The 22,618-nt window shown below is 60.8% G+C and carries 17 protein-coding genes and 1 tRNA gene; 12 read left to right on the top strand and 6 right to left on the bottom strand.

Features of this window, described 5'->3' with window-relative positions; all coding sequences use genetic code 11:
* Positions 1-5: 5 nt before the first annotated feature.
* Positions 6-1,250 (bottom strand): extracellular solute-binding protein, encoded by a 1,245-nt coding sequence (locus AC1AX7_RS07410; RefSeq protein ID WP_476509449.1) that lies wholly within the window; start codon positions 1,248-1,250, stop codon positions 6-8.
* Between the two features lie 324 nt (positions 1,251-1,574).
* On the opposite strand from AC1AX7_RS07410, the gene AC1AX7_RS07415 reads away from it, so the two are divergent.
* Positions 1,575-3,221, top strand: a complete 1,647-nt coding sequence (locus AC1AX7_RS07415; RefSeq protein ID WP_476509450.1) for an alpha-amylase family glycosyl hydrolase — start codon at positions 1,575-1,577, stop codon at positions 3,219-3,221.
* Positions 3,214-3,975, top strand: coding sequence for an HAD family hydrolase (locus AC1AX7_RS07420; RefSeq protein WP_476509451.1), 762 nt, complete (start codon positions 3,214-3,216; stop codon positions 3,973-3,975). Before AC1AX7_RS07415 ends, AC1AX7_RS07420 begins: the two co-directional genes overlap by 8 nt.
* Positions 3,976-4,051: 76 nt before the next feature.
* Here AC1AX7_RS07420 and AC1AX7_RS07425 read toward each other — a convergent pair whose 3' ends face one another.
* Together AC1AX7_RS07425 and AC1AX7_RS07430 are read right to left on the bottom strand one after the other, a co-directional pair.
* On the bottom strand, positions 4,052-5,083 hold the full coding sequence (locus tag AC1AX7_RS07425; protein WP_476509452.1) for a LacI family DNA-binding transcriptional regulator: 1,032 nt from the start codon (positions 5,081-5,083) through the stop codon (positions 4,052-4,054).
* A gap of 188 nt (positions 5,084-5,271) precedes the next feature.
* Positions 5,272-6,306, bottom strand: coding sequence for a LacI family DNA-binding transcriptional regulator (locus tag AC1AX7_RS07430; RefSeq protein WP_476509453.1), 1,035 nt, complete (start codon positions 6,304-6,306; stop codon positions 5,272-5,274).
* A 301-nt stretch (positions 6,307-6,607) separates the two neighbouring features.
* Here AC1AX7_RS07430 and AC1AX7_RS07435 point away from each other — a divergent pair, with 301 nt between their 5' ends.
* From AC1AX7_RS07435 to AC1AX7_RS07455, 5 genes are all read left to right on the top strand, one after another.
* Positions 6,608-7,996, top strand: coding sequence for an extracellular solute-binding protein (locus tag AC1AX7_RS07435; protein WP_476509454.1), 1,389 nt, complete (start codon positions 6,608-6,610; stop codon positions 7,994-7,996).
* Between the two features lie 82 nt (positions 7,997-8,078).
* Positions 8,079-8,960, top strand: a complete 882-nt coding sequence (locus tag AC1AX7_RS07440) for a carbohydrate ABC transporter permease (RefSeq protein WP_476509455.1) — start codon at positions 8,079-8,081, stop codon at positions 8,958-8,960.
* On the top strand, positions 8,960-9,784 hold the full coding sequence (locus AC1AX7_RS07445) for a carbohydrate ABC transporter permease (RefSeq protein WP_476509456.1): 825 nt from the start codon (positions 8,960-8,962) through the stop codon (positions 9,782-9,784). The genes AC1AX7_RS07440 and AC1AX7_RS07445 overlap by 1 nt, the downstream gene beginning before the upstream one ends.
* Before the next feature lie 149 nt (positions 9,785-9,933).
* Positions 9,934-12,429, top strand: coding sequence for a glycoside hydrolase family 31 protein (locus tag AC1AX7_RS07450; RefSeq protein WP_476509457.1), 2,496 nt, complete (start codon positions 9,934-9,936; stop codon positions 12,427-12,429).
* Between the two features lie 120 nt (positions 12,430-12,549).
* Positions 12,550-13,347: an AIM24 family protein gene (locus AC1AX7_RS07455; RefSeq protein ID WP_476509458.1), complete on the top strand. Its 798-nt coding sequence runs from the start codon at positions 12,550-12,552 to the stop codon at positions 13,345-13,347.
* Positions 13,348-13,500: 153 nt separating this feature from the next.
* Here the strand turns inward: AC1AX7_RS07455 and phoA are convergent, their stop codons facing one another.
* Positions 13,501-15,567: an alkaline phosphatase gene (gene phoA, locus AC1AX7_RS07460; RefSeq protein WP_476509459.1), complete on the bottom strand. Its 2,067-nt coding sequence runs from the start codon at positions 15,565-15,567 to the stop codon at positions 13,501-13,503.
* A 337-nt stretch (positions 15,568-15,904) separates the two neighbouring features.
* Here phoA and dnaK point away from each other — a divergent pair, with 337 nt between their 5' ends.
* The 5 genes from dnaK (at position 15,905) to AC1AX7_RS07485 (ending at position 20,903) form a co-directional block, all read left to right on the top strand.
* Positions 15,905-17,764 (top strand): molecular chaperone DnaK, encoded by a 1,860-nt coding sequence (gene dnaK / locus AC1AX7_RS07465; protein ID WP_476509460.1) that lies wholly within the window; start codon positions 15,905-15,907, stop codon positions 17,762-17,764.
* Positions 17,765-17,766: 2 nt separating this feature from the next.
* Positions 17,767-18,429 (top strand): nucleotide exchange factor GrpE, encoded by a 663-nt coding sequence (grpE, locus tag AC1AX7_RS07470; RefSeq protein WP_476509461.1) that lies wholly within the window; start codon positions 17,767-17,769, stop codon positions 18,427-18,429.
* Positions 18,430-18,564: 135 nt separating this feature from the next.
* On the top strand, positions 18,565-19,572 hold the full coding sequence (locus AC1AX7_RS07475) for a DnaJ C-terminal domain-containing protein (RefSeq protein WP_476509462.1): 1,008 nt from the start codon (positions 18,565-18,567) through the stop codon (positions 19,570-19,572).
* 5 nt (positions 19,573-19,577) lie between these two features.
* Positions 19,578-20,132 (top strand): heat shock protein transcriptional repressor HspR, encoded by a 555-nt coding sequence (locus tag AC1AX7_RS07480; protein ID WP_476509463.1) that lies wholly within the window; start codon positions 19,578-19,580, stop codon positions 20,130-20,132.
* 99 nt (positions 20,133-20,231) lie between these two features.
* Complete coding sequence (locus tag AC1AX7_RS07485) at positions 20,232-20,903, top strand: HAD family hydrolase (RefSeq protein WP_476509464.1); 672 nt, start codon at positions 20,232-20,234, stop codon at positions 20,901-20,903.
* A 223-nt stretch (positions 20,904-21,126) separates the two neighbouring features.
* On the opposite strand, the gene AC1AX7_RS07490 is transcribed toward AC1AX7_RS07485, so the two are convergent.
* Positions 21,127-21,429, bottom strand: a complete 303-nt coding sequence (locus AC1AX7_RS07490; protein ID WP_476509519.1) for a DUF6199 family natural product biosynthesis protein — start codon at positions 21,427-21,429, stop codon at positions 21,127-21,129.
* Between the two features lie 428 nt (positions 21,430-21,857).
* A tRNA-Ala gene (locus AC1AX7_RS07495) sits at positions 21,858-21,930 on the bottom strand.
* Between the last annotated feature and the right edge of the window lie 688 nt (positions 21,931-22,618).

Here is a 22,618-nt window from a genome sequence, read left to right on the forward strand (position 1 = left end):
TTCTCTCACAGGATGCTCTTGTAGGATTCCATCCACTGTTCAGTCAGTTTCGCGGCGTTGTCGTGGTTGACTTCGTTGTTGTAGATGGATTTGCCGAAGTTCTCGCAGGGCACCCAGAAATTGTTCATCTCCGCGATGGACGGCTGCACGACGGAGGTGTCCGCGATGGTGGCGATCTGAGCTTCGGCCACGGCATCGTCCTTGACTTCGTCGGTTTCGGCGACCTTGACGTCGGAGGGGATCACCGAGCGCATCTCGTAATGCTTCTGCTGTGAATAGGTGCTGGACAGGAACGCGGCGAACTGGTCGGCCGCCTTCGGATGCTTGCTGTACGGATTCCACGCATAGACCGTGCTGCCGGCGAAGGCGCGCATCTGCTTGGGCTCTCCGTTGAGGTTGAAGGTCGGCAGCTTCGCGACGCCCCAGTCGTCGCCGAGGTTTTCGCGTACGGTGGCCGCATCCCAGTTGCCGGTGAAGACCACGTCGACGGAGCCGTCCTTGAGGCCGGCCAGGCCGGAGCCGTTGACGTCGACGACGAAGTTCGGATTGTTGCGCAGGTCGACCAGATAGTTGGTGACGGCCGCGCCGGTCTCTCCGCCGAACTGCACGCCGGCTTCGGCGTCGGTGCCGTCCTCGCCGAACAGCGTGCCGCCTGCGCCGATGTAGAAGGCGGGCAGGTACCAGGAGTTGGTCAGCGGGAAGGAGACCTTGCCCTTGGCGAGCATCGCGTCAAGCGAGGTGATGTCCTGCTCGGTGAACTTGCTCTTGCGGTAGTACATGAACCAGGTGTTGCCGGCCAGCGGCACGCCGTAGACGTTGCCGTCCTCGCCGGTGACGCTCTGCAGCATCGAAGCGCTGCCTTCGGTCTGCTCCTTGAGCTGTTCCATGGTCGGATCGCTCACCTGGCCGATCGCGCCGGCGTCGAGCAGGGTGCCCAGCTGGTCGGATGCGAAGGTGAACACGTCCGCGGCGACGGTCGGGTCCTGCTTCGCGATGCCCGCCGCGTCGGCGGACGCCACGACCTGGTTGCTCCAGTTGATGTCGTATTCGGGATGCTGCTTCTGGAATTCCTGTTCCATGGTCTGCAGCCACGAGTCCTTATCGGCCTGATCCTCCTGGGAGGCCCAGACGACAAGCGTGATGCGTTCCCCTTCGCCATCTGCAGCGTTGCCGCCGCAGGCGGACAGTATGCCCGCCGACAGCATGCACGCTGAGACGGCCGCCAGGGCCTTCTTCCATCGTGCGATCATCCTTGATGTCCTTTCCTTTTGCTTCGCGGTGCGGCATGACGCCGCATCGGATGCGGCGAGGCGTTCGCCGACCTCGATGTGCGGCGACGTCGAAGCCTCTTTGTCGCTGCAAAAATGATAGTCGTTTCTGCAAACGTATGCAAATTGACGTGCTAACGTTTTGCTTCAAATGAAAACGACAATTAGTCCGGTGTCGGTTACAATGATATTGATATCGTTTGCAATCGAAGGCCGTTCATGATGGCGGCGGTCCCGCCCGGCGGGGAGGCCGGCGGCGGGCTTGCGTGGTGATAAGGGACGGCCCACGAATCCAAGGAGATGACTATGGCAGCCACGACAGTGAAGAACGGCAGGCCGCAGTGGCTTGAAACGGCCCGGTTCTACGAAATCTACCCGCAGAGCTTCATGGATTCCGACGCGGACGGCATCGGCGACATCCGCGGCATCATCGACAGGCTCGACTACATCAGCGATCTGGGATGCAACGCCCTGTGGATCAATCCGTGCTTCGATTCGCCGTTCAAGGATGCGGGTTACGACGTGCGCGACTACTGCAAGGTCGCGGAACGCTACGGCACCAACGCCGACCTGGAGGAACTGTTCGCGCAGGCCCACGAGCGAGACATGCACGTACTGCTGGACCTTGTGCCCGGCCACACCAGCGAAGAGCACGAGTGGTTCCGTAAAAGCTCCCTCGTCGAACCCAACGACTGCACCGACCGTTTCATCTGGACGGATTCCTGGATCAGCGGCGGCGACGGCCTGCCGTTCATCGGCGGCGAAACGCCTCGCAACGCCACCTATATCCTGAACTTCTTCAAATGCCAGCCCGCGCTCAACTACGGCTTCGCGCATCCCGACCGGTCGTGGAAGAAGGAGGCGCTCGGCCCCGAAGCCATCGCCACATGCGACGCGATGGTCGACGTCATGCGCTTCTGGCTCTCATGCGGCGCGGACGGCTTCCGCGTCGACATGGCCGACAGTCTGGTCAAGCAGGACGACGAAGGCAAGCCGTACACGATCCGCACCTGGCAGTACATGTTCTCGAAGATCCGCCCCGAATTCCCGGAGGCCGCCTTCGTCTCGGAATGGGGGCGCCCGCACGAATCGATCGAAGCCGGCTTCGATATGGACTTCTACCTCGATTGGCGTTGGGACGGCAACCCGAACGGCTACAACAGACTGCTGCGCAACACGGATACGCCGCTGCGGCATGACGGCGACGCCAGCTATTTCAACGCGGATTCCGGCGTCTCCATCATGCCGTTCCTCGACGAATACCTGTCGCAGCTGCGCGAATGCGAAGGCCGCGGCTACTTCAACCTCATCACCTGCAATCACGACACCGTGCGCACGACGCCGCGCCTGGACGAACGTGAACGCAAGATCGCCTACGGCATGCTGCTGACGATGCCGGGCGTGCCGTTCATCTACTACGGCGACGAAATCGGCATGCGATACATCGAACTGCCCACCAAAGAAGGCGGATACACACGTACCGGCAGCCGCACGCCCATGCAGTGGGGCGCCGGCAGGAACCTGGGCTTCTCCGAAGCCGATCCGGCCGCACTGTATCTGCCGGTGGACGACGCCGCGGACGCGCCGACCGTGGAAAGCGAACGCGCTCGCGAGGATTCGCTGTATCAGTGGGTGCGTCAGCTGCTGGCCCTTCGCGCCGAATCCGCGGCGCTGCATTCCGGCGCGCGATTCGACGTGGTCGCAGCCTCCGCGGAAGGCCGCGCCTTCGCTTACCTGCGCACCGGCGTCGACGGAAGCCGTATGCTGATCGCGATGAATCCTGGACGCGACGGGGAATCCTTGGCGGCGTCGACCGATGTGCTGCGCGACGGTGTGCCGGCCGGCGCGGAGCCGGTCGTACGATACGGCGCCGCCCAGGCGCAGGACGGGCGCATCGTGCTTGGAGCCCAAAGCTTTGTGATGTACGCGTTGAATGGCGCCCGCCATGAGTGACATCGCCCATGCCTGTGGAAGGCCGCTGCGGTATCGGGCGGTGTTCTTCGATTTGTATGGAACGCTGATCGACATCCGCACGGATGAGGAATCCGACGAGGCCTGGAATGTTTTACGTGAAACATTGCAGGATGTGGGCGTTCCCTACGCCGATTCCAGCCGGTTGCGCGCCCGCTTCGACATGTTGGCGGGCGCCTTGCCGGCTGACGGGCCGTACGCCGACCCCGATGTGCTGCCGGTATATCGTGCGTTGCTGTCCGACGGCGGGGGAGAGGCGCGCGAGGAGCAGGCGAGGAGTCTGGCGTGGACGTTCCGCAAGGCGACCACGTCGATGATCCGTCTGTATCCGGGCGCGGATGCCTTCCTGCGTAGCCTCAAGGCGGCGGGCCTGCGCGTCGTATTGGTCAGCAATGCGCAATCCGCGTATACGCGTCCGGAATTGGACATGCTGGGATTGACGCCGCTGTTCGACGACATCGTCATATCCAGCGAAGTCGCAGTGCGCAAGCCGTCGCCCCGCATCTTCAACATCGCATTGGAACGCTGCGATCTTCGCCCGGATCAGGTGGTGATGATCGGCAACGATTCGCGATCCGACGTCGGCGGCGCCACCAAGGCCGGCATCAAAGCGCTGTATATGCATACCGAGATATCGCCGGCATCGGATGCGGCTGCCTGTGGGCAGGCCCTGCGGTCCTTTGACGGCGCCGATTACGACGGCATGCTGCGATATCTGGTTGGCGGCGCGACGTAGCGACTTCATCGCGATCGCGTTCGTCGCTTTGGCCGCGTGTGATCTTCGCGTCGGGCGACGCCGTATCGTCGGAAGGCTATCGCCCCGGCGTATACGGCGCATCCGAATCGCGCAATACCAATTGTGTTTTGACGATTTCGTGCGGCTGCTCCAGTTGCTGTCCATCGATCAGGGACAGTGCCTTCTGGGCGGCCGCCGCGCCCATCGCATAAGGATTCTGCCGCATGGTGGTCAAGCCGACGGTATCGGCGTAGGGGCTGTCGTCGAAGCCGATGATCGAATAGTCCTGCGGCGTGTGGTATCCGTATCGGGACAGTCGCAACATCAGCGGAATCGCCAGCATGTCCATCTGGCAGCAGATGGCGTCCGGGAACTCTTCCAGCGCCAGCAGGCCGGCGAGGGCGGTGTCGATGAATTCACGGCCACGCCCGACGGTAAGGATCTGCCAGGTGAAATCGTCCCATTGCGGATGCGCGTTTTCGCATGCGCGCGTAAAGCCCTGCGTGCGGGCGTCGATGCTGGCGTTCATCGTCTCCGCCGGTTCCGAACACACATAGACCATATTGCGGTGCTTCAGATTGATCAGATGCTGCGCCGCACGATACATGCCGTCCTCGTCGTCGATGCTGATGGAGGCGTCCAGCGATTCCCCGAACGGCGTATTGATGCCGATGATCGGGACGTGCACGCGCCTGAGCTGCTCCACTTCCTGCGGTTCGATGGCGAAGGAGCACACGACGACGGCGTCCACATTGCGGCGCACCGGCAGATCGGTGAAGAACGCCTTGCGGTTGGCGGCGGTGTCGATGTGCTGGAACAGCGAAATATCGTATCCGGCGGGGTGCAGGATGGAATCCAGGCCGGCCATCACCTGATTGTTGAACCAGCTGGTGATGTCTTCGTTCATCAGCAGCGCCACGCGGTAGGTCTGGCCGGATTTCAGCGCGGTGGCGGAACGCGAGATGTTGAAATCAAGCTTGTCGGCGGCCTCCATCACCTTTTGGCGTGTCTTTTCTGAGACCAGTTCCGGACGCGTGAATGCGCGCGAAACGGTGGAAATCGAAACGCCTGCCGCCTCGGCGACGTCGTGAATACCTGGTTTGCCCATTAGACACCTCCTCGGATGATGCGTAGAGCAGCGGGGCTCTTGCGCCGCATATGGTAATTCGGCGTACTATTGCGCGCGAACGTTTGCACTATAACGAAACCATTGTAATGCAGCAAAAATAAGTCGGAAAGTTTTCCCAAGCGCACGATTATTGCAAATTTGCATCATGCGGATCATTGTTGCGGCATCTACTGCAACAACGATGTTTTTCGTGGCTTGGCCGTCGTATCTCGGATGACCAGCTGGATCGGCGCGGTTTCGTAAGGCGTTTCAAGTTTGCCGCCTTCGATAAGCGTCAAGGCTTTTTGCGCGGCGAGAAAGGCCATCGCGCATGGATCCTGATGGACGGTGGTCAGTCCGACTGCCTGTGCGAGATCGATGTCGTCGAATCCTGTGACGGAAAGACTCTGCGGCACATCGATGCCGCATTGGTACAGGTGGAACAGGAACGGAATGGCTTGGGAATCCTGGTGGAAGCACAATGCGGTCGGTTGGTCGTCCAAGGAGAGGATATTGGTGATCACCGTGTCGATCATGCTGGTGCTTGATTCGATTTTGATGGTGCTGCTGGCCGCGCCCGGTATCTCCCGACAGGCTTCGGTGAAGCCGGTGATACGGTTTTGCGAGCTGTATCCGAGGGAATACTCCGGAACGTCATGGTCAAAACCTTCGTATATGTACATGAAGTTGCGATGTCCCAAGGCCGCGAGGTGTCGGACGATAAGCCGTATGCCGGTTTTGTCGTCGATGCCGACGGTGGCGGTGAATCCGTCGGCTGCGGTATTGATGCCGATGATGGGGATTCCCGTGGAGACGAGCCGTGCGGATTCCTGGGGTGTGATGCTGAACGAGGAGATCATCACGGCGTCGACGTTGTTCCGAATCGGCAGTTCCTCGAAGAAACGGGTTCTCGTCTCTGCGGTGTCGATGGGGTACAGTGCCAGGTCGTAACCGGCGGGGCGGAATACGTCATCCAGCCCTCTGATGACGCCTGCGGTGAACCATTCGATCGGACCTTTGCCCATGAGCAGTGCGATGCGGTGCGACCGGCCTGACTTCAGCACTCCGGCGGAACGGGAGACGTTGAAGTTCAAACGTTCTGCAGCTTTCAAAACCTTGTCCCGCGTTGCGGGGGCGACGCGTTCCGGGCTGGAGAAGGTTCGCGAGACCGTGGCGGTCGAAACCCCGGCCTGCTTCGCGACATCATTGATGTTTGCTCTCATGCGGAATACCTCTGTCCAGATTCGTGCGTTGACGTCTTCTGACATCCAGAATAGGAGATTCCTTTGCCTCTATCGGGGATGCAGGAAGCTTGCCTGACTACAGTATAAACGCGGTTGTATGAAATGGTTTACATTGCGACACGCCGAAGAAATAATTTTTTGTTTGCGCTAACAATCTTGGAATGTAAAGGGTTGCATATGTAAAGGTTTACATGACGAAAAAGGTGCGCTTGCAAAGTGAGCTAACCGCCCTTATCTTGTTGTTTGTCAGTGTTGACATACAAGGAAGTGAAGGAAGAGCATGAACGTTAGGAAAAGTGTTGCAGCTGCCATTGCAACCGTAAGCATTTTCTCTCTCGCCGCCTGCGGTGGCGGCAATTCGACTGCCGGAACCACCGACACCGAAGCGGACAAAGGGTTGGACGTCATGGGGCAGGCCATCCAGTACGACCCCAATCATCTGGTGAACGAAGGCAAACCGATCCAGTTGGAATACTGGAGCTGGGGAGATTCCTCGACGGACCCGGTTTATTCGATGATCGAAAAATATCAGGAGATTTATCCGAACGTCACCATCAAAACCGTGAACGTCGCTTGGGACGACTACTGGACCAAGCTGCCGCTCGCATTGAAGGGCAAGAACGGCCCTGCGCTGTTCAACATCCATAACTCGTATGATTCCCTGATCCGTCCGTATGCGGCGGACTATGACATCCCCACCGGGGATCTGGAGGCCGACTATTCCAGCGCGGCCGTCCATGAGGATGAGAACGGCAAGGTCAAGTACATCGATTCCGTGATCAACACCGGAAACATCTACTACAACAAGACGCTGTGGAAGGAAGCCGGGCTTACGGACGCCGACATCCCCGCCACCTGGGACGAATTCATCGAGGTCGCCCAGAAGCTGACCAAGACCGAGGACGGCAAGATGATACAGGCGGGCTTCAACTTCAACGGCGACGCCTACAGCGCCATCTATCAGGGGCTGAACTATCAGAAGGGCGAACTGCTGTTCAGCGAAGACGGCACCAAGGCCAACTACGATAACGACGTCACTGCGGAAAACATGCAGTTCCTTAAGGACATGTACGAAAAGTACGGCATCGGCTCCGCCGATTTCGGCAACGACTACACGCAAAGCTTCGGCAACGGACAGAGTGCGATGATCTATGCATGGGGGCATATGGAAGGTACCCTGAAGGAAAAGTATCCGGACATCGACTACGGTGTCTTCGCCACACCGACGTTCTCCGAAGACATCCCGTTCGCCTATGACCGTTACAACGGCGAAGCGACGCCTGGGGTCAACGGCAACCAGAGCGAGGAGCAGCAGGCTGTCGCGCAGGACTTCATCAAGTTCATTCTCGCCGACGACGACTACATCCGTGCCGCTGTCGACCAGTTGAACTCCTTCCCCGCCAAGGTGGGTCTGCAGGACGATGAGGACATCCTAGCCAAGCCGGTCATGGCCGCCATCGCTCCGCGCATCGATCGTCTGATTTGGCCCGGCCCGGCACCGGCGACCGTGGAGACAAGCGGCAAGACCGCCTGCGAGAACGTGCTGCAGAACGGTGTCGCCATCTCCGAAGCGCTGAAAACGGCACAGGACCAGATGGACTCCGATATGAAGAACTCCGATTTCCAGTCGATGGAAAGCAAATACGCCTATTACGACGAACACAAGTAAACACATCCGGGTGTCGGTGGGCGTCCGACGGAACGCCCGCCGACGAATACGGCACTTATATGCATGATGGGGGTGGAGATCGATGAAAAACAGCAAAGGTGCTGCGGTCTTATCGAGAATATTCAGCCTGCGCAACGTCGCAGTGGTTTTCCTGGTGGTATATTTCGCGGTTTTCCTGGCGTATCCGATTTTCAAGGCGTTCGCGGGCAGTCTGCACGACTGGAATCCGTTGGTCGGCACCTATGATTGGGTGGGATTTTCGAATTTCGTCCAGGTCCTTACCGACGGGCTGTTCTGGCGGTCCATGTTCAATACCGCGGTGTTCGCGGCGTTCTCGACATTCTTCCGAGTGGTGCTTGGCCTGGGGTTGGCCCTGCTGCTGAGTTCCAAACTGGTGAAATTCAAGGACACCCTGCGCGGCCTGTTCTATATGCCGACCATTACGCCTCTGGTCGCGGTCTCCTTTGTGTGGATGTGGATGTATGATCCGCAATTCGGTATGATCGACAAGGCCACGGGCCTGGATATCAACTGGCTTCACGATCCCAAGTGGGCGATGCCCGCGGTCATCATCATGACGATCTGGAAGGATTTCGGATATGCGACCGTGCTGTATCTCGCCGGATTGATGAGCCTGCCCCGTGACGTATATGAAGCGGCGGAAATCGATGGAGCCAACACCTTCCAGATTTTCTTCCGCATCACCTTGCCTCTGTTGAAGTCCACGACATTGTTCGTCGTGATCACCTCGCTCATCTCCTATCTGCAGGCGTACGTGCAGATTCTTGTGATGACGGAAGGCGGTCCGGGCACTTCGACCTACACCATCAGCTATCTCATCTTCGATCAGGCGTTCCAGAACTATAACTTCGGTGTGGCTTCCGCCCAAGCCGTAGTGCTGTTCGTGCTTACCGGCGTGCTGACCGTGATCATGTTCAAGGTTTCTGGAGATTCGGAGCAGTGATGACCACCAAGCGTAAAATCGGAAGCGTTCTGCTCACGGCACTGCTGTTCGTAGTGGCCTTTGTCACCGTCATCCCATTCATCTGGATGCTGATTTCGTCCTTCGCGCCGAACAGCGAGATCGTAAAAGTCACCGGAGGCCTGTTCCCGACGCCTTCCACGTTTGACAATTACGTGAGCATCCAAGAGAAATTCAACTTCCTGCGTCTGTTCGCCAATTCGCTTGGTGTGGCCGCGGTCAAAACGGTCATCGCGATCTACACCAGCGCACTGTTGGGATACGTGTTCTCCAAAATGCGTTTCCGCGGACGCAACCTGCTGTTCGGCATCGTCATGAGCACCATGATGATTCCATGGGCCGTGACCATCATCCCGCAGTACGAAATGTTCACCAACTGGGGATTGCAGGATACGTATGCGTCCTTGGTCGTCCCAGGCATCATCAGCGCATTCGGCATCTTCCTGTTCCGTCAGTCCATCAGCGGCATTTCCGATGAGCTCATCGAAGCCGCAAAACTGGACGGCGCATCGGAAGCGAGAATCTTCCATTCCATCATCCTGCCGATGAGCCACAACACGATTGCGGCGCTTGCAATCTTCACCTTCCTGTGGAACTGGGAGGACTACCTGTGGCCATTCCTGATGATCACCGATGAAAACAAGCAGCTGCTCGCCGTCGGCCTGAAGGCGTTCAACGGCCAGTACGGCACGGATTACGGCGGATTGTTCGCCGCGACCTCGCTTGCGATCGTCCCGGTTATCATCGTTTACATGATCTTCCAGAAGCAGTTCATCGCAGGCATCGCCTCCGGAAGCGGGAAGTGACGTTTCAGGATGGCCTGCGATTTCGCCCCGTCGACGGCATCGACATCATATGCCGGTCGGCGGGGCGTCGTAATCAGCCGGTGGACCGCAGGCAATCCGCACGCGGTGCACTGCACTATCAGTACAAGAGGTTCCCAATGGAGGACGCTATGACCAAAGAATCCCCGCTGGCGCAGTACGTGCGCGACGCGCACCCGACGATGTCCCCGAAAACGACGCTTCAAGGCGACCGCTGGCGAATCGGCATCATCACCGAATCGCTGGTCCGCCTGGAATGGTCCGACAGCGGCGAATTCGAAGACAACCCGACCCAGATCGTCGTCAATCGCGACTTCCAGGCCGCGACCGCGCCGCAGTATACGGTGACCGAGCGCGACGGCATGCTCGTCGTGGACACGCCATGCCTATATCTGACCTATGACCGCAAGCCCTTCAGCAAGGAAGGCCTGAGCATCGTCGTCAAAGGCATCGGCTCCTCCCAATTCAACACCTGGCATTACGGCGACGAATCGCGGGGCAACCTGAAAGGCACCGCCCGCACGCTCGACGAAGCGGACGGCGCGATCCCGCTGGACGACGGCGTCATCTCCCGCGACGGCTGGGCCGTCATCGACGACTCCGCCTCCAATGTGATCGTCGCAAAAGACGTCGTCGACGGCAAGCGGAATCCTTTCGGCGCCTGGATCAGTGCGCGTGACCACAAGGAAACCGACCTGTATTTCTTCGGATACGCGCATCGCTATATCGAAGCCGTACAGGATTTCTACAAGCTGGCAGGGCCGACGCCGCTGCTGCCGCGTTACGCGCTCGGCAATTGGTGGAGCCGCTATTACCGGTATGACCAGGCCGAATATCTGGAGTTGATGGACCGATTCAAGAAAGAAGGCATTCCTTTCAGCACGGCGGTCATCGACATGGATTGGCATCGCGTCGACGACGTCGATCCGAAATACGGCTCCGGCTGGACCGGCTATTCCTGGAATCGCGAACTGTTCCCCGACCATGTGCGGTTCCTCGCCGATCTGCATAAGCGCGGGCTGAAGACCACGCTGAACGTGCATCCGCGTGACGGCGTGCGCGCATTCGAAGACGCCTATCCGAAGGTGGCCGAACGCGTCGGCATCGATCCGAAGACCGAAGAGGCCGTGGAATTCGACCTGACCAATCCTGATTTCGTCGACGCATACTTCGACATGCACCACACGCTGGAAGACGAAGGCGTCGATTTCTGGTGGCTCGACTGGCAGCAGGGCGGCGTAACCCGCCAGCCCGGCCTCGACCCGCTGTGGGCGCTCAACCACATGCACTACCTCGACTCCGGGCGCGACGGCCGCTGGCCGCTCACCTTCTCGCGTTACGCCGGCCCCGGCTCGCACCGCTACCCGGTCGGCTTCTCCGGCGACACCGTGGTCACGTGGGAATCGCTGGCATTCCAGCCGTACTTCACCGCAACCGCGTCGAATATCGGCTACGGCTGGTGGAGCCACGACATCGGCGGCCACATGTTCGGCTACCGCGACGAAGAGCTCGAAGCGCGCTGGTACCAGCTGGGCGCGTTCAGCCCGATCAACCGCCTGCATTCCAGCTGTTCGCCGTTCTCCGGCAAGGAGCCGTGGAATTTCGGGCCCGCCGCACGGGAATCGATGGTGCGTTCCCTGCGACTGCGCCACATGATGCTGCCGTACCTGTATACGATGAACCATCGCGCCGCCGAAGAAGGCCGCCCGATGGTCGAGCCGATGTATTGGCAGTCCCCGGACAACGGCGACGCCTACGATATGCCGAACGAATTCCGCTTCGGCACGGAGCTCATCGTCTCCCCGATCGTATCCGCAAACGACAAGGCCGTACAGCGCGGCCGCGCCGACGTGTGGCTGCCGCAAGGCGAATGGTTCGATTTCTTCGACGGCCGCCGCTACACGTCGCCCACCGCCGCGGGCCGCCGCCTCGAAGCGTGGCGCTCGCTCGACACGCTGCCGGTGTTCGCGAAGGCCGGCTCCATCGTGCCGATGCAGGAATTGGCCGACGGCCAAGCGGTGAACGATATCGCCAACCCGCGCTCGCTGTGCGTGCTGGCTTTCCCCGGCGCCGACGGCGCTTTCACGCTGCGTGAGGATGACGGCACGCCGGGCGCGGCCGCCGCCGATACCGCGATGGCGCTGGCCTGGCGTGATGCCGCCGGTGCGACGACATTCGAAATCGCCGCCGTGCGCGGAGACGTCGCCGCCGTGCCGGAACGCCGCGATTGGACGGTGACGTTCCGCGGTGTGGCCGCCGTCGACGCGGTACAGGCGTTTGCTGACGGGCGGGCCGTGGAATGCGGCGTCTCCTACGATGAGAGCACGATGTCGCTGTCGATCGCCCTGCATGATGTCGCAACGACGTCCGATGTGACGGTCACCGTGCCCGCCGGCCTTGTGATCGCGGGCAACCCGGCATTGCAGGACGCGGCCGACCTGCTGCTGCATGCGGAAATGCGCTATTCGACCAAGGAGGCCGCGCTGGCGGCCGTCCGTGAATTGGGCGCGGGCGCCATCGGAGCGTTCCGCACGATGGAGCGTCCGGCGGAGGTGAGCGGCATGTTCTGCGGATCCATGCCGCAATCCGTGGCCGGAGCGTTGGCGGAGATCCTGTTGCGCTGCTGAGACACGGCCGGGGCGCTGCCGTGCGGATGCCGGGATCGGCGCCGTTCCTATGCGACAATGGAACCCGATTCGTGTGCCCGACGTCGGATGGCGTCGGGCGGGGTCGGGAGGAAAGCAAGGATGCAGATCTACAATTTCGCAGACAATGATGACGCCAAGATCGTCGCACAGCAGGGCATGTTCCAGGTGCTTGAATGGCAGCGCGACTTCTCCGTGAACTACGGCGGCGCGATGGCCGCCTATTTCGCCGCCCAGATGGATGTGCGCCGCCGCCAGCTGGTGTGCAACCTCGACGGGCGTACCGGCGTGGTCGTGCAGGCAGGGGCGATGCAGTGGATGGCCGGGCATGTCGAATCCACGACCGGCGTCAAGGGCGTCGGCGATTTCATCGGCAAGCTGGCCCGCGGCGCGGTGACCAACGAATCGGCGATCAAGCCGGAATACGTCGGCTCCGGCGTGCTGGTGCTGGAACCGACCTATCGCCATGTGCTGCTGATCGATCCCGCGCAGATGGGCGGGGCGATGACCGTGAACGACGGTCTGTTCTACGCCTGTGAGGCCACCGTGCGGCAGAAGGCCGTGATGGTGTCCCGTCCGAGCGCGATGGTCGCCGGAGGAGAAGGCCTGTTCAACCTGTCCCTGCAAGGGCAGGGCACGGTCGCGCTCGAGTCGCCGGTGCCGGTCAGCGAAGTCGTGACCGTCGACCTGGCGGATGAGGAGCTGAAGATCGACGGCAATTTCGCCATCGCCTGGACTTCGGGGCTGCAATTCACCGTGGAGCGTTCCGGCAAGACGCTGATCGGCTCCGCGGCCGGGGGCGAAGGCCTGGTCAACGTGTATCGCGGTACGGGCCGTGTGCTGATGTCTCCGGTCGCCGCGCCCACGTTCAACGTGAACGCCGGCAGCGGCACCGTGTGACGGCGGATGCGTGAGGCCCGTCACCGCCGTGTCTTCCATGGCGATGACAGGCCTCACGCATATTGAACCTGTTGAATATAAGCCGGTCTCCCTCCGGCGCGCGAATCATGCATGTCGGAAGGAGACCGGCTTATATATTTTGTCGTATGAGGCTTACTGGCGGGCCTTGAGGCTCTTGATGCCCATGGCGATGGCGCCCATCAGGGCGGCCAGCAGCACGACACCCAGAACCGTTGAACCGGTGCTGCCGAGCGCGTCGCGTACGGTGTCGGCGGCATTGGCCTGCTGTCCGTCGTCGACGACCGGCTTGGACGGAATCTCAGCGGAAGCATTGCCGGCGGGAATCTGCACGGAATCGAACTTGACGGACTGGCTCGATTGGCGGCCGGTGACGGTGATCGTGTAGGTGTTGCCTTCCTGGACCTTGCCCGTCAGGTCGATGGTGGCGGTTTCGCCCGGAGTGACGCGGACGCCGGAGACGCCCGGGTTGGCGGAGGCTTCGATGACCTTCTTGGTGCGGGCGTCCTCGATGGAATAGGACACCACTGCATCGCCGTTGAAGCCGGACAGTTTGATCTGCACCTTGCCGTCCTCGTTCACCAGCTTGGCTGTGGCGTTATTCGACAGGGCCTTCTGCTCGTCGGTGTTGGCCGCCAGGCCCAAGGCGTAGGCGATGGTGTAGAAGTTGTCGGTCTGGTCGGTCAGGCCGTTGACGCGCTGCGCGCCGGGGCCGGAAGCCGCGATGCGCAGCTGCGTGCCGGTGTGCTCCATGCCGCCGTCGTTATAGCCGACCGTCGGATCGGAGGCGTCCGGATCCTGGTCCGTGGCGGTGCCGTAGGAGACGATCATCTCGTTGCCGTCGACGGGGGACTTCAGGATCGTGCTCAGCGCGTAGGCCGGCGCGGCGCCGACGATCTGCGAGGTGTGGGCGTGGTCGGCGGTCACGATGATCAGCGTGTCGGACAGGTCGACCTTGTCGAGGGCGGCGGAGATGGCCTTGTCGAGGTCGTCGGTTTCACCGATCTGGCCGCAGGCGTTGGCGGCGTGATCCTGCTTATCGATGGAGGCGCCTTCGACTTGCAGGAAGAACCCGTTCTCCTCGGACTTCGGGTTCGCCTGCAGCAGTTCCAAGGCCTTGGACGTCATGTCGGCCAGGGATGCGGAATTGCCGTTGGCGTTCTTGTTGCCCAGCCAATTCGCGTTGGTCTCGCACTGGATGGCGCCGCGCGTCTCGGTCTCTTCCTTCGTCAGGGCCGGAGTGGCGGCGAACTGGGTTTCCAGATTGCCGTCGGCCATGAGGGCCAGCACCGGCTTGCCGTCGTACTTGAGTGCGTTCAGTGCGTCCACGTCCTTTTCGACGGTGGCATAGCCTCGGGCCGTGGCCTGATCCCACAGCGTCTTGCCTTCATATTCTCCGGCCTGGGCGGTCTGGTGGAAGTACTTGGCGCCGCCGCCGATGGTGACATCGGCGCGGGTGTCGAGGATCTGCTCGGAAATGGAGCCGATGCCGCCGTTCTCCTTCAGCTGGTCGGCCAGGCAGTTCGACAGCGCGTTGTTGCTGCTGCCGTCGGTCTTGCCCTGCGGGCCATAGCAGGCACGCTCGGTGGAATGGGAGGCCTGCACGGCCGGGGTGGCGTCCTGGATTTCGGAAGTGGTCACGTTGCCGGTGGCCATGCCCTTCGCCTTGGCCAGTTCGGTCAGGTTCAACTGTGCGTTGCCGTAGATGTCGACATCCACGGCGTTGTTGTACGTCTTGGTGCCGGTGGCCCATCCGGAGCCGGAAGCGGAGGAGTCGGTGACCGGCGTGATCTTTCCTGCGTTCTTGTTGCCGGTCAGATTGCCGTTCTTGTCCTTGGCCATCGCGCTGTCGTCGGAGCTGTTGCCCAGCGAGAAGGTGGTGTACTGGCCGGTGCCGGTTTCGACGTCGTCGAGGGCGCTCGGCTGTCCGATGCGGTCAAGTCCGTCGAAAGAACCGTTCACGCCATGCAGGTAATTGCGGGCTGCGGTGATTTCGGAATCGCCCATGCCGTCGCCGATGAACAGGATGACGTTCTTGGCGGTTTTGCTTCCGATCGTCGCGATGCGCTGAGCGCCGCCATGCTGCGCCAGTTCGGCGACCCCCTTGCCGTCCTGTGCGAATGCCGGAGCTGCGGTCATGCCCAATGCTGCCATGGATGCGATCGCGCAAACCGCGAGCCTTGTGAGTTTCTTTGGGACCATAGGGTTTTCCCTCCTTCAAGCATTGCGGTACGGCCATACCGCAATCGCCTTGTCAGACAGCCGTGCGCAACCCTCGGCGTTCGGCTGCGGAACCGTGTTCCGGCGTTGAGGGTATCGCCGGAACGTGTCGCCGCAATGGAAAACAGGTGATATGGAGGTGAATTCACGGAATCAAAGATGAACATCGGGAAACTTGAGTGAAGATTTATCAAGTTTCAGGGAATAAAAATTTGCTTTTGGAAGTTGAGTGGTGTAGGCTCAAGTTTGGAAGCGAAAGGACCGCAAAGGAACTTGAGCGAAGAACGTAACGAAGAACCATCTACAAAGGAGATACGTCATGGGACGTGCAGTCGGTATTGATCTTGGTACTACGAATTCCTGCATCGCAACGCTGGAAGGTGGCCAGCCCACCGTCATCGTGAACGCCGAAGGCGCTCGCACCACCCCGTCCGTCGTGGCCTTCAGCAAGTCCGGCGAAATCCTCGTCGGCGAAGTCGCCAAGCGTCAGGCCGTCACCAACGTCGACCGCACCATCAGCTCGGTCAAGCGCCACATGGGCACCGACTGGACCGTGGAAATCGACGGCAAGAAGTGGACCCCGCAGGAGATCTCCGCGCAGATCCTGATGAAGCTCAAGCGCGACGCCGAAGCCTATCTGGGCGAACCGGTCACCGACGCCGTCATCACCTGCCCGGCATACTTCAACGACGCACAGCGTCAGGCCACCAAGGACGCCGGCACCATCGCAGGCCTGAACGTCCTGCGCATCATCAACGAGCCGACCGCGGCCGCGTTGGCCTACGGTCTGGAAAAGGGCAAGGAAGACGAACGCATCCTGGTCTTCGATCTGGGCGGCGGCACCTTCGACGTCTCCCTGCTGGAAATCGGCAAGGATGAGGACGGCTTCTCCACCATCCAGGTGCAGGCCACCAACGGCGACAACCGCCTGGGCGGCGACGACTGGGATCAGAAGATCATCGACTGGCTGGTCGGCGAAGTCAAGAACAAGTACGGCGTCGACCTGTCCAAGGACAAGATCGCCCTGCAGCGTCTGAAGGAAGCCGCCGAACAGGCCAAGAAGGAACTGAGCTCCTCCACGTCCACCTCCATCTCGATGCAGTACCTGGCCATGACCCCGGACGGCACCCCGGTGCATCTGGACGAAACCCTGACCCGTGCACGCTTCGAGGAAATGACCTCCGACCTGCTGGGCCGCTGCCGCACCCCGTTCAACAACGTGCTGTCCGACGCGGGCATCTCCGTGTCCAACATCGACCATGTCGTGCTCGTCGGCGGCTCCACCCGTATGCCGGCCGTCAAGGAACTGGCCAAGGAGCTGACCGGCGGCAAGGAGCCGAACCAGTCCGTGAACCCGGATGAGGTCGTGGCCGTCGGCGCGGCCGTGCAGTCCGGCGTCATCAAGGGCGACCGTAAGGACGTGCTGCTGATCGACGTCACCCCGCTGAGCCTCGGCATCGAGACCAAGGGCGGCATCATGACCAAGCTGATCGACCGCAACACCGCGATCCCGACCAAGCGCAGCGAAGTCTTCTCCACCGCCGAAGACAACCAGCCGTCCGTGCTCATCCAGGTCTACCAGGGCGAGCGTGAATTCGCCCGCGACAACAAGCCGCTGGGCACCTTCGAACTGACCGGCATCGCCCCGGCCCCGCGCGGCATCCCGCAGATCGAAGTCACCTTCGACATCGACGCCAACGGCATCGTGCACGTGTCCGCCAAGGACAAGGGCACCGGCAAGGAACAGTCGATGACCATCACCGGCGGTTCCGGCCTGGGCAAGGATGAGATCGACCGCATGGTCAAGGAGGCCGAAGCCCACGAAGCCGAAGACAAGAAGCGCAAGGAGGACGCCGAAACCCGCAACCAGGCCGAATCCTTCGCCTATCAGACCGAAAAGCTGGTGAACGACAATAAGGACAAGCTGTCCGACGACGTGGCCAAGGAAGTCACCGACAAGGTCAACGAGCTGAAGGAAGCGCTCAAGGGCGAAGACATCGAAAAGATCAAGACCGCCCAAAGCGAACTGATGACCTCCGCCCAGAAGATCGGCCAGGCCCTCTACGCGCAGCAGGGCGCAGCCGACGCTGCGGCCGGCGCCGCGGGCGCATCCTCCGCTCCGGCCGACGACGACGTCGTCGACGCCGAAGTCGTGGACGACGACAAGGACAACAAGTAATCATGTCCGAATTCAACAAGGACGAGTATCTCAACGACCTGCCCGACATCAACGACTTCGTCGCCGGGCAGGCCGCCCCCGCCGACGCGGCATCCGACGGCAACGCCGCCAATGACGCGCCGGCCACGGACGCGAATCCCACGGAAAGCGCATCCGCGAACACCGCAGCGGCCGACACGGCCGGCGCCGCCGCCAACGGTCAAGCCGCTGAATCCGACGACAACACGCTCACCCCGCTTGGCCAAGCCAAAAAGGAGGCCGCCGAATATCTGGAGGCCCTCCAGCGTGAACGCGCCGAATTCATCAACTTCCGCAATCGTGCCGCCAAAGAGCAGGACCGCTTCCGCCAGCACGGCATCATCGACGTGCTGACCGCGCTGCTGCCCGCGCTCGACGACATCGATCGCATCCGCGAACATTCCGAAATGGATGACTCCTTCAAGGCCGTCGCCGCGAAGATCGACAAGGCCTTCGAAAAGTTCGGCGTCGAAAAGTTCGGCGAAAAAGGCGAGGATTTCGACCCGACCAAGCATGACGCGATCCTGCACAAGCCGGATCCGGAAGCCGAAAAGGAGACGGTCGACACCGTCGTGGAAGCAGGCTACCGCATCGGCGACCGCGTGATCCGCGCCGCCCGCGTCGTCGTCGCATCCCCGCAGAACTGAATACCCCAAACTGAACCAATGCCGGGTCGGCGCAGCCAATATGACGCATTCGCAATGCGCCATAGCGCGGCCCGGCATCATTGATAATGCAATTCATGCAAATGATTTTCGCCACACCTCGAAAGGAGGCACAACATGGCTGAAAACGAATGGCTGAGCAAGGATTTCTACAAGGTCCTCGGTGTCTCCAAGGATGCCTCGGAAGCGGATATCACCAAGGCCTACCGCAAGCTCGCCCGCAAATACCATCCCGATCTGAACAAGACCAAGGAAGCGGAAGAGAAATTCAAGGACATCTCCGAAGCATACGATGTGCTGAGCAACAAGGAGACGCGTCAGAAATATGACGCCATCCGACAGTTCGGCGCAGGCGGGGCACGCTTCGCGGGCGGCGCCGGCGGCGGATTCGACGCCGGCGGATTCTCCGACATCTTCGGATCCATGTTCGGCGGCGGCCCCGGCATGCACTACACGACAGGCGGCGGGCCGACCAATCTCAACGACATCTTCTCGATGTTCGGCGGCGGCGCGGCCGGTCGCGCCGGCGGCGCAGCATACGGCGCAGGCCAGCCATATGGCGGCGGCTATTCGTCGGCGCCGCAACCGGAGGACGGCGAAGACCGCAACTCCAACATCAGGCTGACCTTCCGACAGGCCATCAAAGGCGCAACCGTCTCGCTGAGCGCCGACGGCAGAAAATTCAAAACGCATATTCCGGCCGGCGTGAAGGACGGGCAGAAAATCCGTCTTGCCGGCAAAGGCAAACCCGGAAGCAACGGCGGCAAAACCGGCGACCTGTACCTGCATATCAGCGTCGTCGACGACCCGAAGTTCACGATGCGCGATCACGATCTCGTCATGACGCTGCCGATCACCGTCGGCGAAGCCGTGAACGGCGCGAAAATCGAAGCACATGATTTCGACGGGCAGCCCGTCACGTTCAAGGTCACCGCCGGCACATCCAGCGGCGACGAAGTGCGCGTAAGCGGCAAAGGCGTCACCGTCGGCGGCCACACCGGCGATCTGGTCGGACGCATCGCCATCCGCGTGCCCGGCAAACCCAGCCTCGGCCTCAAGCACGCCGCCAAGGAATTCGATAAGGCCAGCGGCGACTTCGCCGAACAGATCGCACAGGAGCGCTGACTGCGATGGCGCGTGTAGCACAGCAGATCCGGCAACTGTATGAAATGTGCGCCATGGCGATCGTGGCCGGCCGAGCCGATCTCGACGGGGCGGACGAAGTCGGATTCGACATCGCCATGCCCGTCTTCACCGTCGGGCGCGCCGCCGAATTGGCCGACATCCACCCGCAGACGCTGCGGCAATACGACAGGCTCGGCCTGGTCGTGCCGCAGCGCACCGAAGGCGGTGCCCGCCGATACTCATTGCGCGATATCGACCGCCTCGCACAGGCGCAGCAGCTCAGCCAGGAAGGCATCAATCTGGCCGGCATCACGCGCATCCTGCAATTGGAAGAGGAAAACCGCGAACTGCGGCGGCAAAACGAGCGGCTGCGCAAGCCGGAAGGCGCAAGCATCTTCGCCGCCGACACGGACGGCGGCATCGTGGAAATCGAACAGTCGCGGCGCGCCCGCATGTGGCGGCGGCAGCTGCGCTCGCAGGCGCGTGAGCTGCCGTCCGGTTCGACCGGTGCCTACGATGAGCCGGATGATTCCAAATCCGTCGTATTGTGGCGCTGGTAGGCTTTTTGAGGTTTGCGTGAGGTCGCGATGAGCGGCCGCCGGCGAACCTGTACTGAGCGACAATAACAGCGCATAAGGCGACGCGTGGAAGGAACCGGCATGCTGAAAGCCGTTTTTTGGGACATGGACGGCACCCTCATCGACTCCGAGCCGTATTGGCATGAATCCGAAATGCGCATCGCCAAGGCGCATGGCGGCTATTGGGATCTCGACCTGGCATGGCAGGGCTCCGGCACGCCCGTGCCGGATGTGGCCCGGCGCATGATCGAACATGGATGCCAGCTGTCCGTCGAGGAGATCGGCCAAGGCATGATCGACTATGTGGCGCAGGCCGAAGCCGCGCATATGCCGTGGGTCGACGGCGTCATCGACGTGCTGCATTCGCTGACGGCCGCCGGCATCCCGTCCGTGCTGGTCACCACATCGCCTCGCCATTTGGCGCAGGGCCTTATCGACCAGGCCCCGGAAGGCGCGTTCGCCGGATTCATCTGCGGCGACGACGACGTGGAAAAGAAACCGTCTCCGGAACCGTATCTGGCCGCCGCACGCATGCTCGACATCTCGCCGGAGGACATGCAATACTGCGTCGCCCTTGAAGATTCGATCAGCGGACTGACTTCGGCCGCCGCGTCCGGGGCGACCACGCTTGCGCAAACCGCGTACATCCAGACCGACAATTCCGGCGGACCGCAGTTCGCGTCGATCCACGGCTACGACGGCATCACCGCCGCCGTCCTGGAGGATTTCGTACGCCAGCGCGTCGGCGCGTGAGCTGGGGCGTGCAATCGGGACGTAATCGGGACGTAATCGGGGCGTAATCAGGTGCGCAATCGGTCGGCCTGCGATGTACATGCCGCACGCTTTCGCGCAGGCTGCCATCTGTCATGTAAGCTGCCGCTTCCGTCGGATTCATGATGTTTTCAGATTCGTGATGTTTGTCGGCAACACCTGAAACGGTCGCCGCTTTCGGGTCCGGCCATGCGGCCTCCTTGCGTCACACCGCATTGATAAGCCATGCCAATGCGCCGATAAAACCGGCTATGATCAGCAACACCCCGATAACGCGTGTTATCCCCACATACAAATCACTGGGCTCCCCATTCTTCACCCGTAGGAAATTCTCGATTTTCCACAGTATCTCGGGGAAAACAGCATGCAGATCCCCAACGCGAGCGACGCAAGCACGAGCAATATCATCTCGACCATCATGAACCTCCCTATCGGATGGTCGGAGCGGTCTCATCATCGAGTGCCGTTTCAATGATATCTTCGAATCGATGCTCCCACATACCGGCATGCTCAACACTGGTGCTGCTTTTATGGTTTGACAAGTCAAGGCGGGTTGATCTTACGCGGATCGACGGGTTCGGGTGTCGGCGGGGATCGCGGAAGACGGCTTCGCAGGCAATGCTGGTCGCCGCCTTTCAGAAGATCAGATCAATAGAAGCCCGGTCAAGGCCGATGCTTGGCCGTCGTGTGATCCAATTTCGTCCAAATATGCAATATTCAACGAAGCCACTGCGCAAGATTGGACGTTTCAGACGTCCTGAACGTCCTTTTTTGCGGTATTGCTTCGTCAAATATCGCACTTTTGGTCGCTCGAAACCTGAATTTGGATGTGTGAGGCCGAGAATGGAGGAGAATGGAGGCCGACGGCCTGACTGCGTTGGTGGCGGACAATAGAAGAAGGCCTCCCGCGGTGGAATGTGAGCGGGAGGCCTTCAGTGGAGCTGATGGTAATCGAAACCACGACCTCTTCGATGCGAACGAAGCGCTCTACCAACTGAGCTACAGCCCCTTGGGATGTTGTCTTGCTTCGCAGGACAACATCGGTCACTATAGTGCGACCCGTGCCCAAACGCAAATCGGCGTGGTTCGCGTGTGCCGTCACCTTCGTATTCGGGATGATGGTTCGTGAACATGCGGATGAATGGAAGAACCATCCAAGAAACATGGCCAGTGGCCTCGTTACCAATCATCGTTTCGGTTTGGCGAGGCGTTCGGGCCGATGCCTTGACCCTGCCGGGTTCGATAAACCCATATTCACGTACACTGTCCATGTATGGTGTCGCTATTCGATGATAGGTGCCCTAGCTCCCGTGTCGGAATCGTCTATAGCCATGGCGTCGTGTGGCGATAACTTTCGTTCGTCTTTTCGGCGTAGGACGTTCATGTGGTTTGGTGTCGCTAGGGCATTGAGAGCAATGGAGGTTTGGGCAACGGCGATATTCTGAAGAGGTTTTACGATTGCGTGTACATGGGTTGCCGCAATCAGACCGTCGGTTGTTGGAATTTCAAGGAAATCGGTATCCATGAAGTGCGCGATACGCTGGGTGGGCACACGCTATCGTCAGATGGCTTTTCAAACATGCGAAACGCACCTTCACTTGGGTCGGGACCCTGTTGGAACATGCGATTCGCGAAGCCGGTGATTGTTGTCTGTCCGTTCCCTTCCCGGGTGGTTCCGGCCATGGAGCATGATTCCG

The sequence above is a fragment of the Bifidobacterium sp. LH_449 genome (assembly GCF_056356755.1).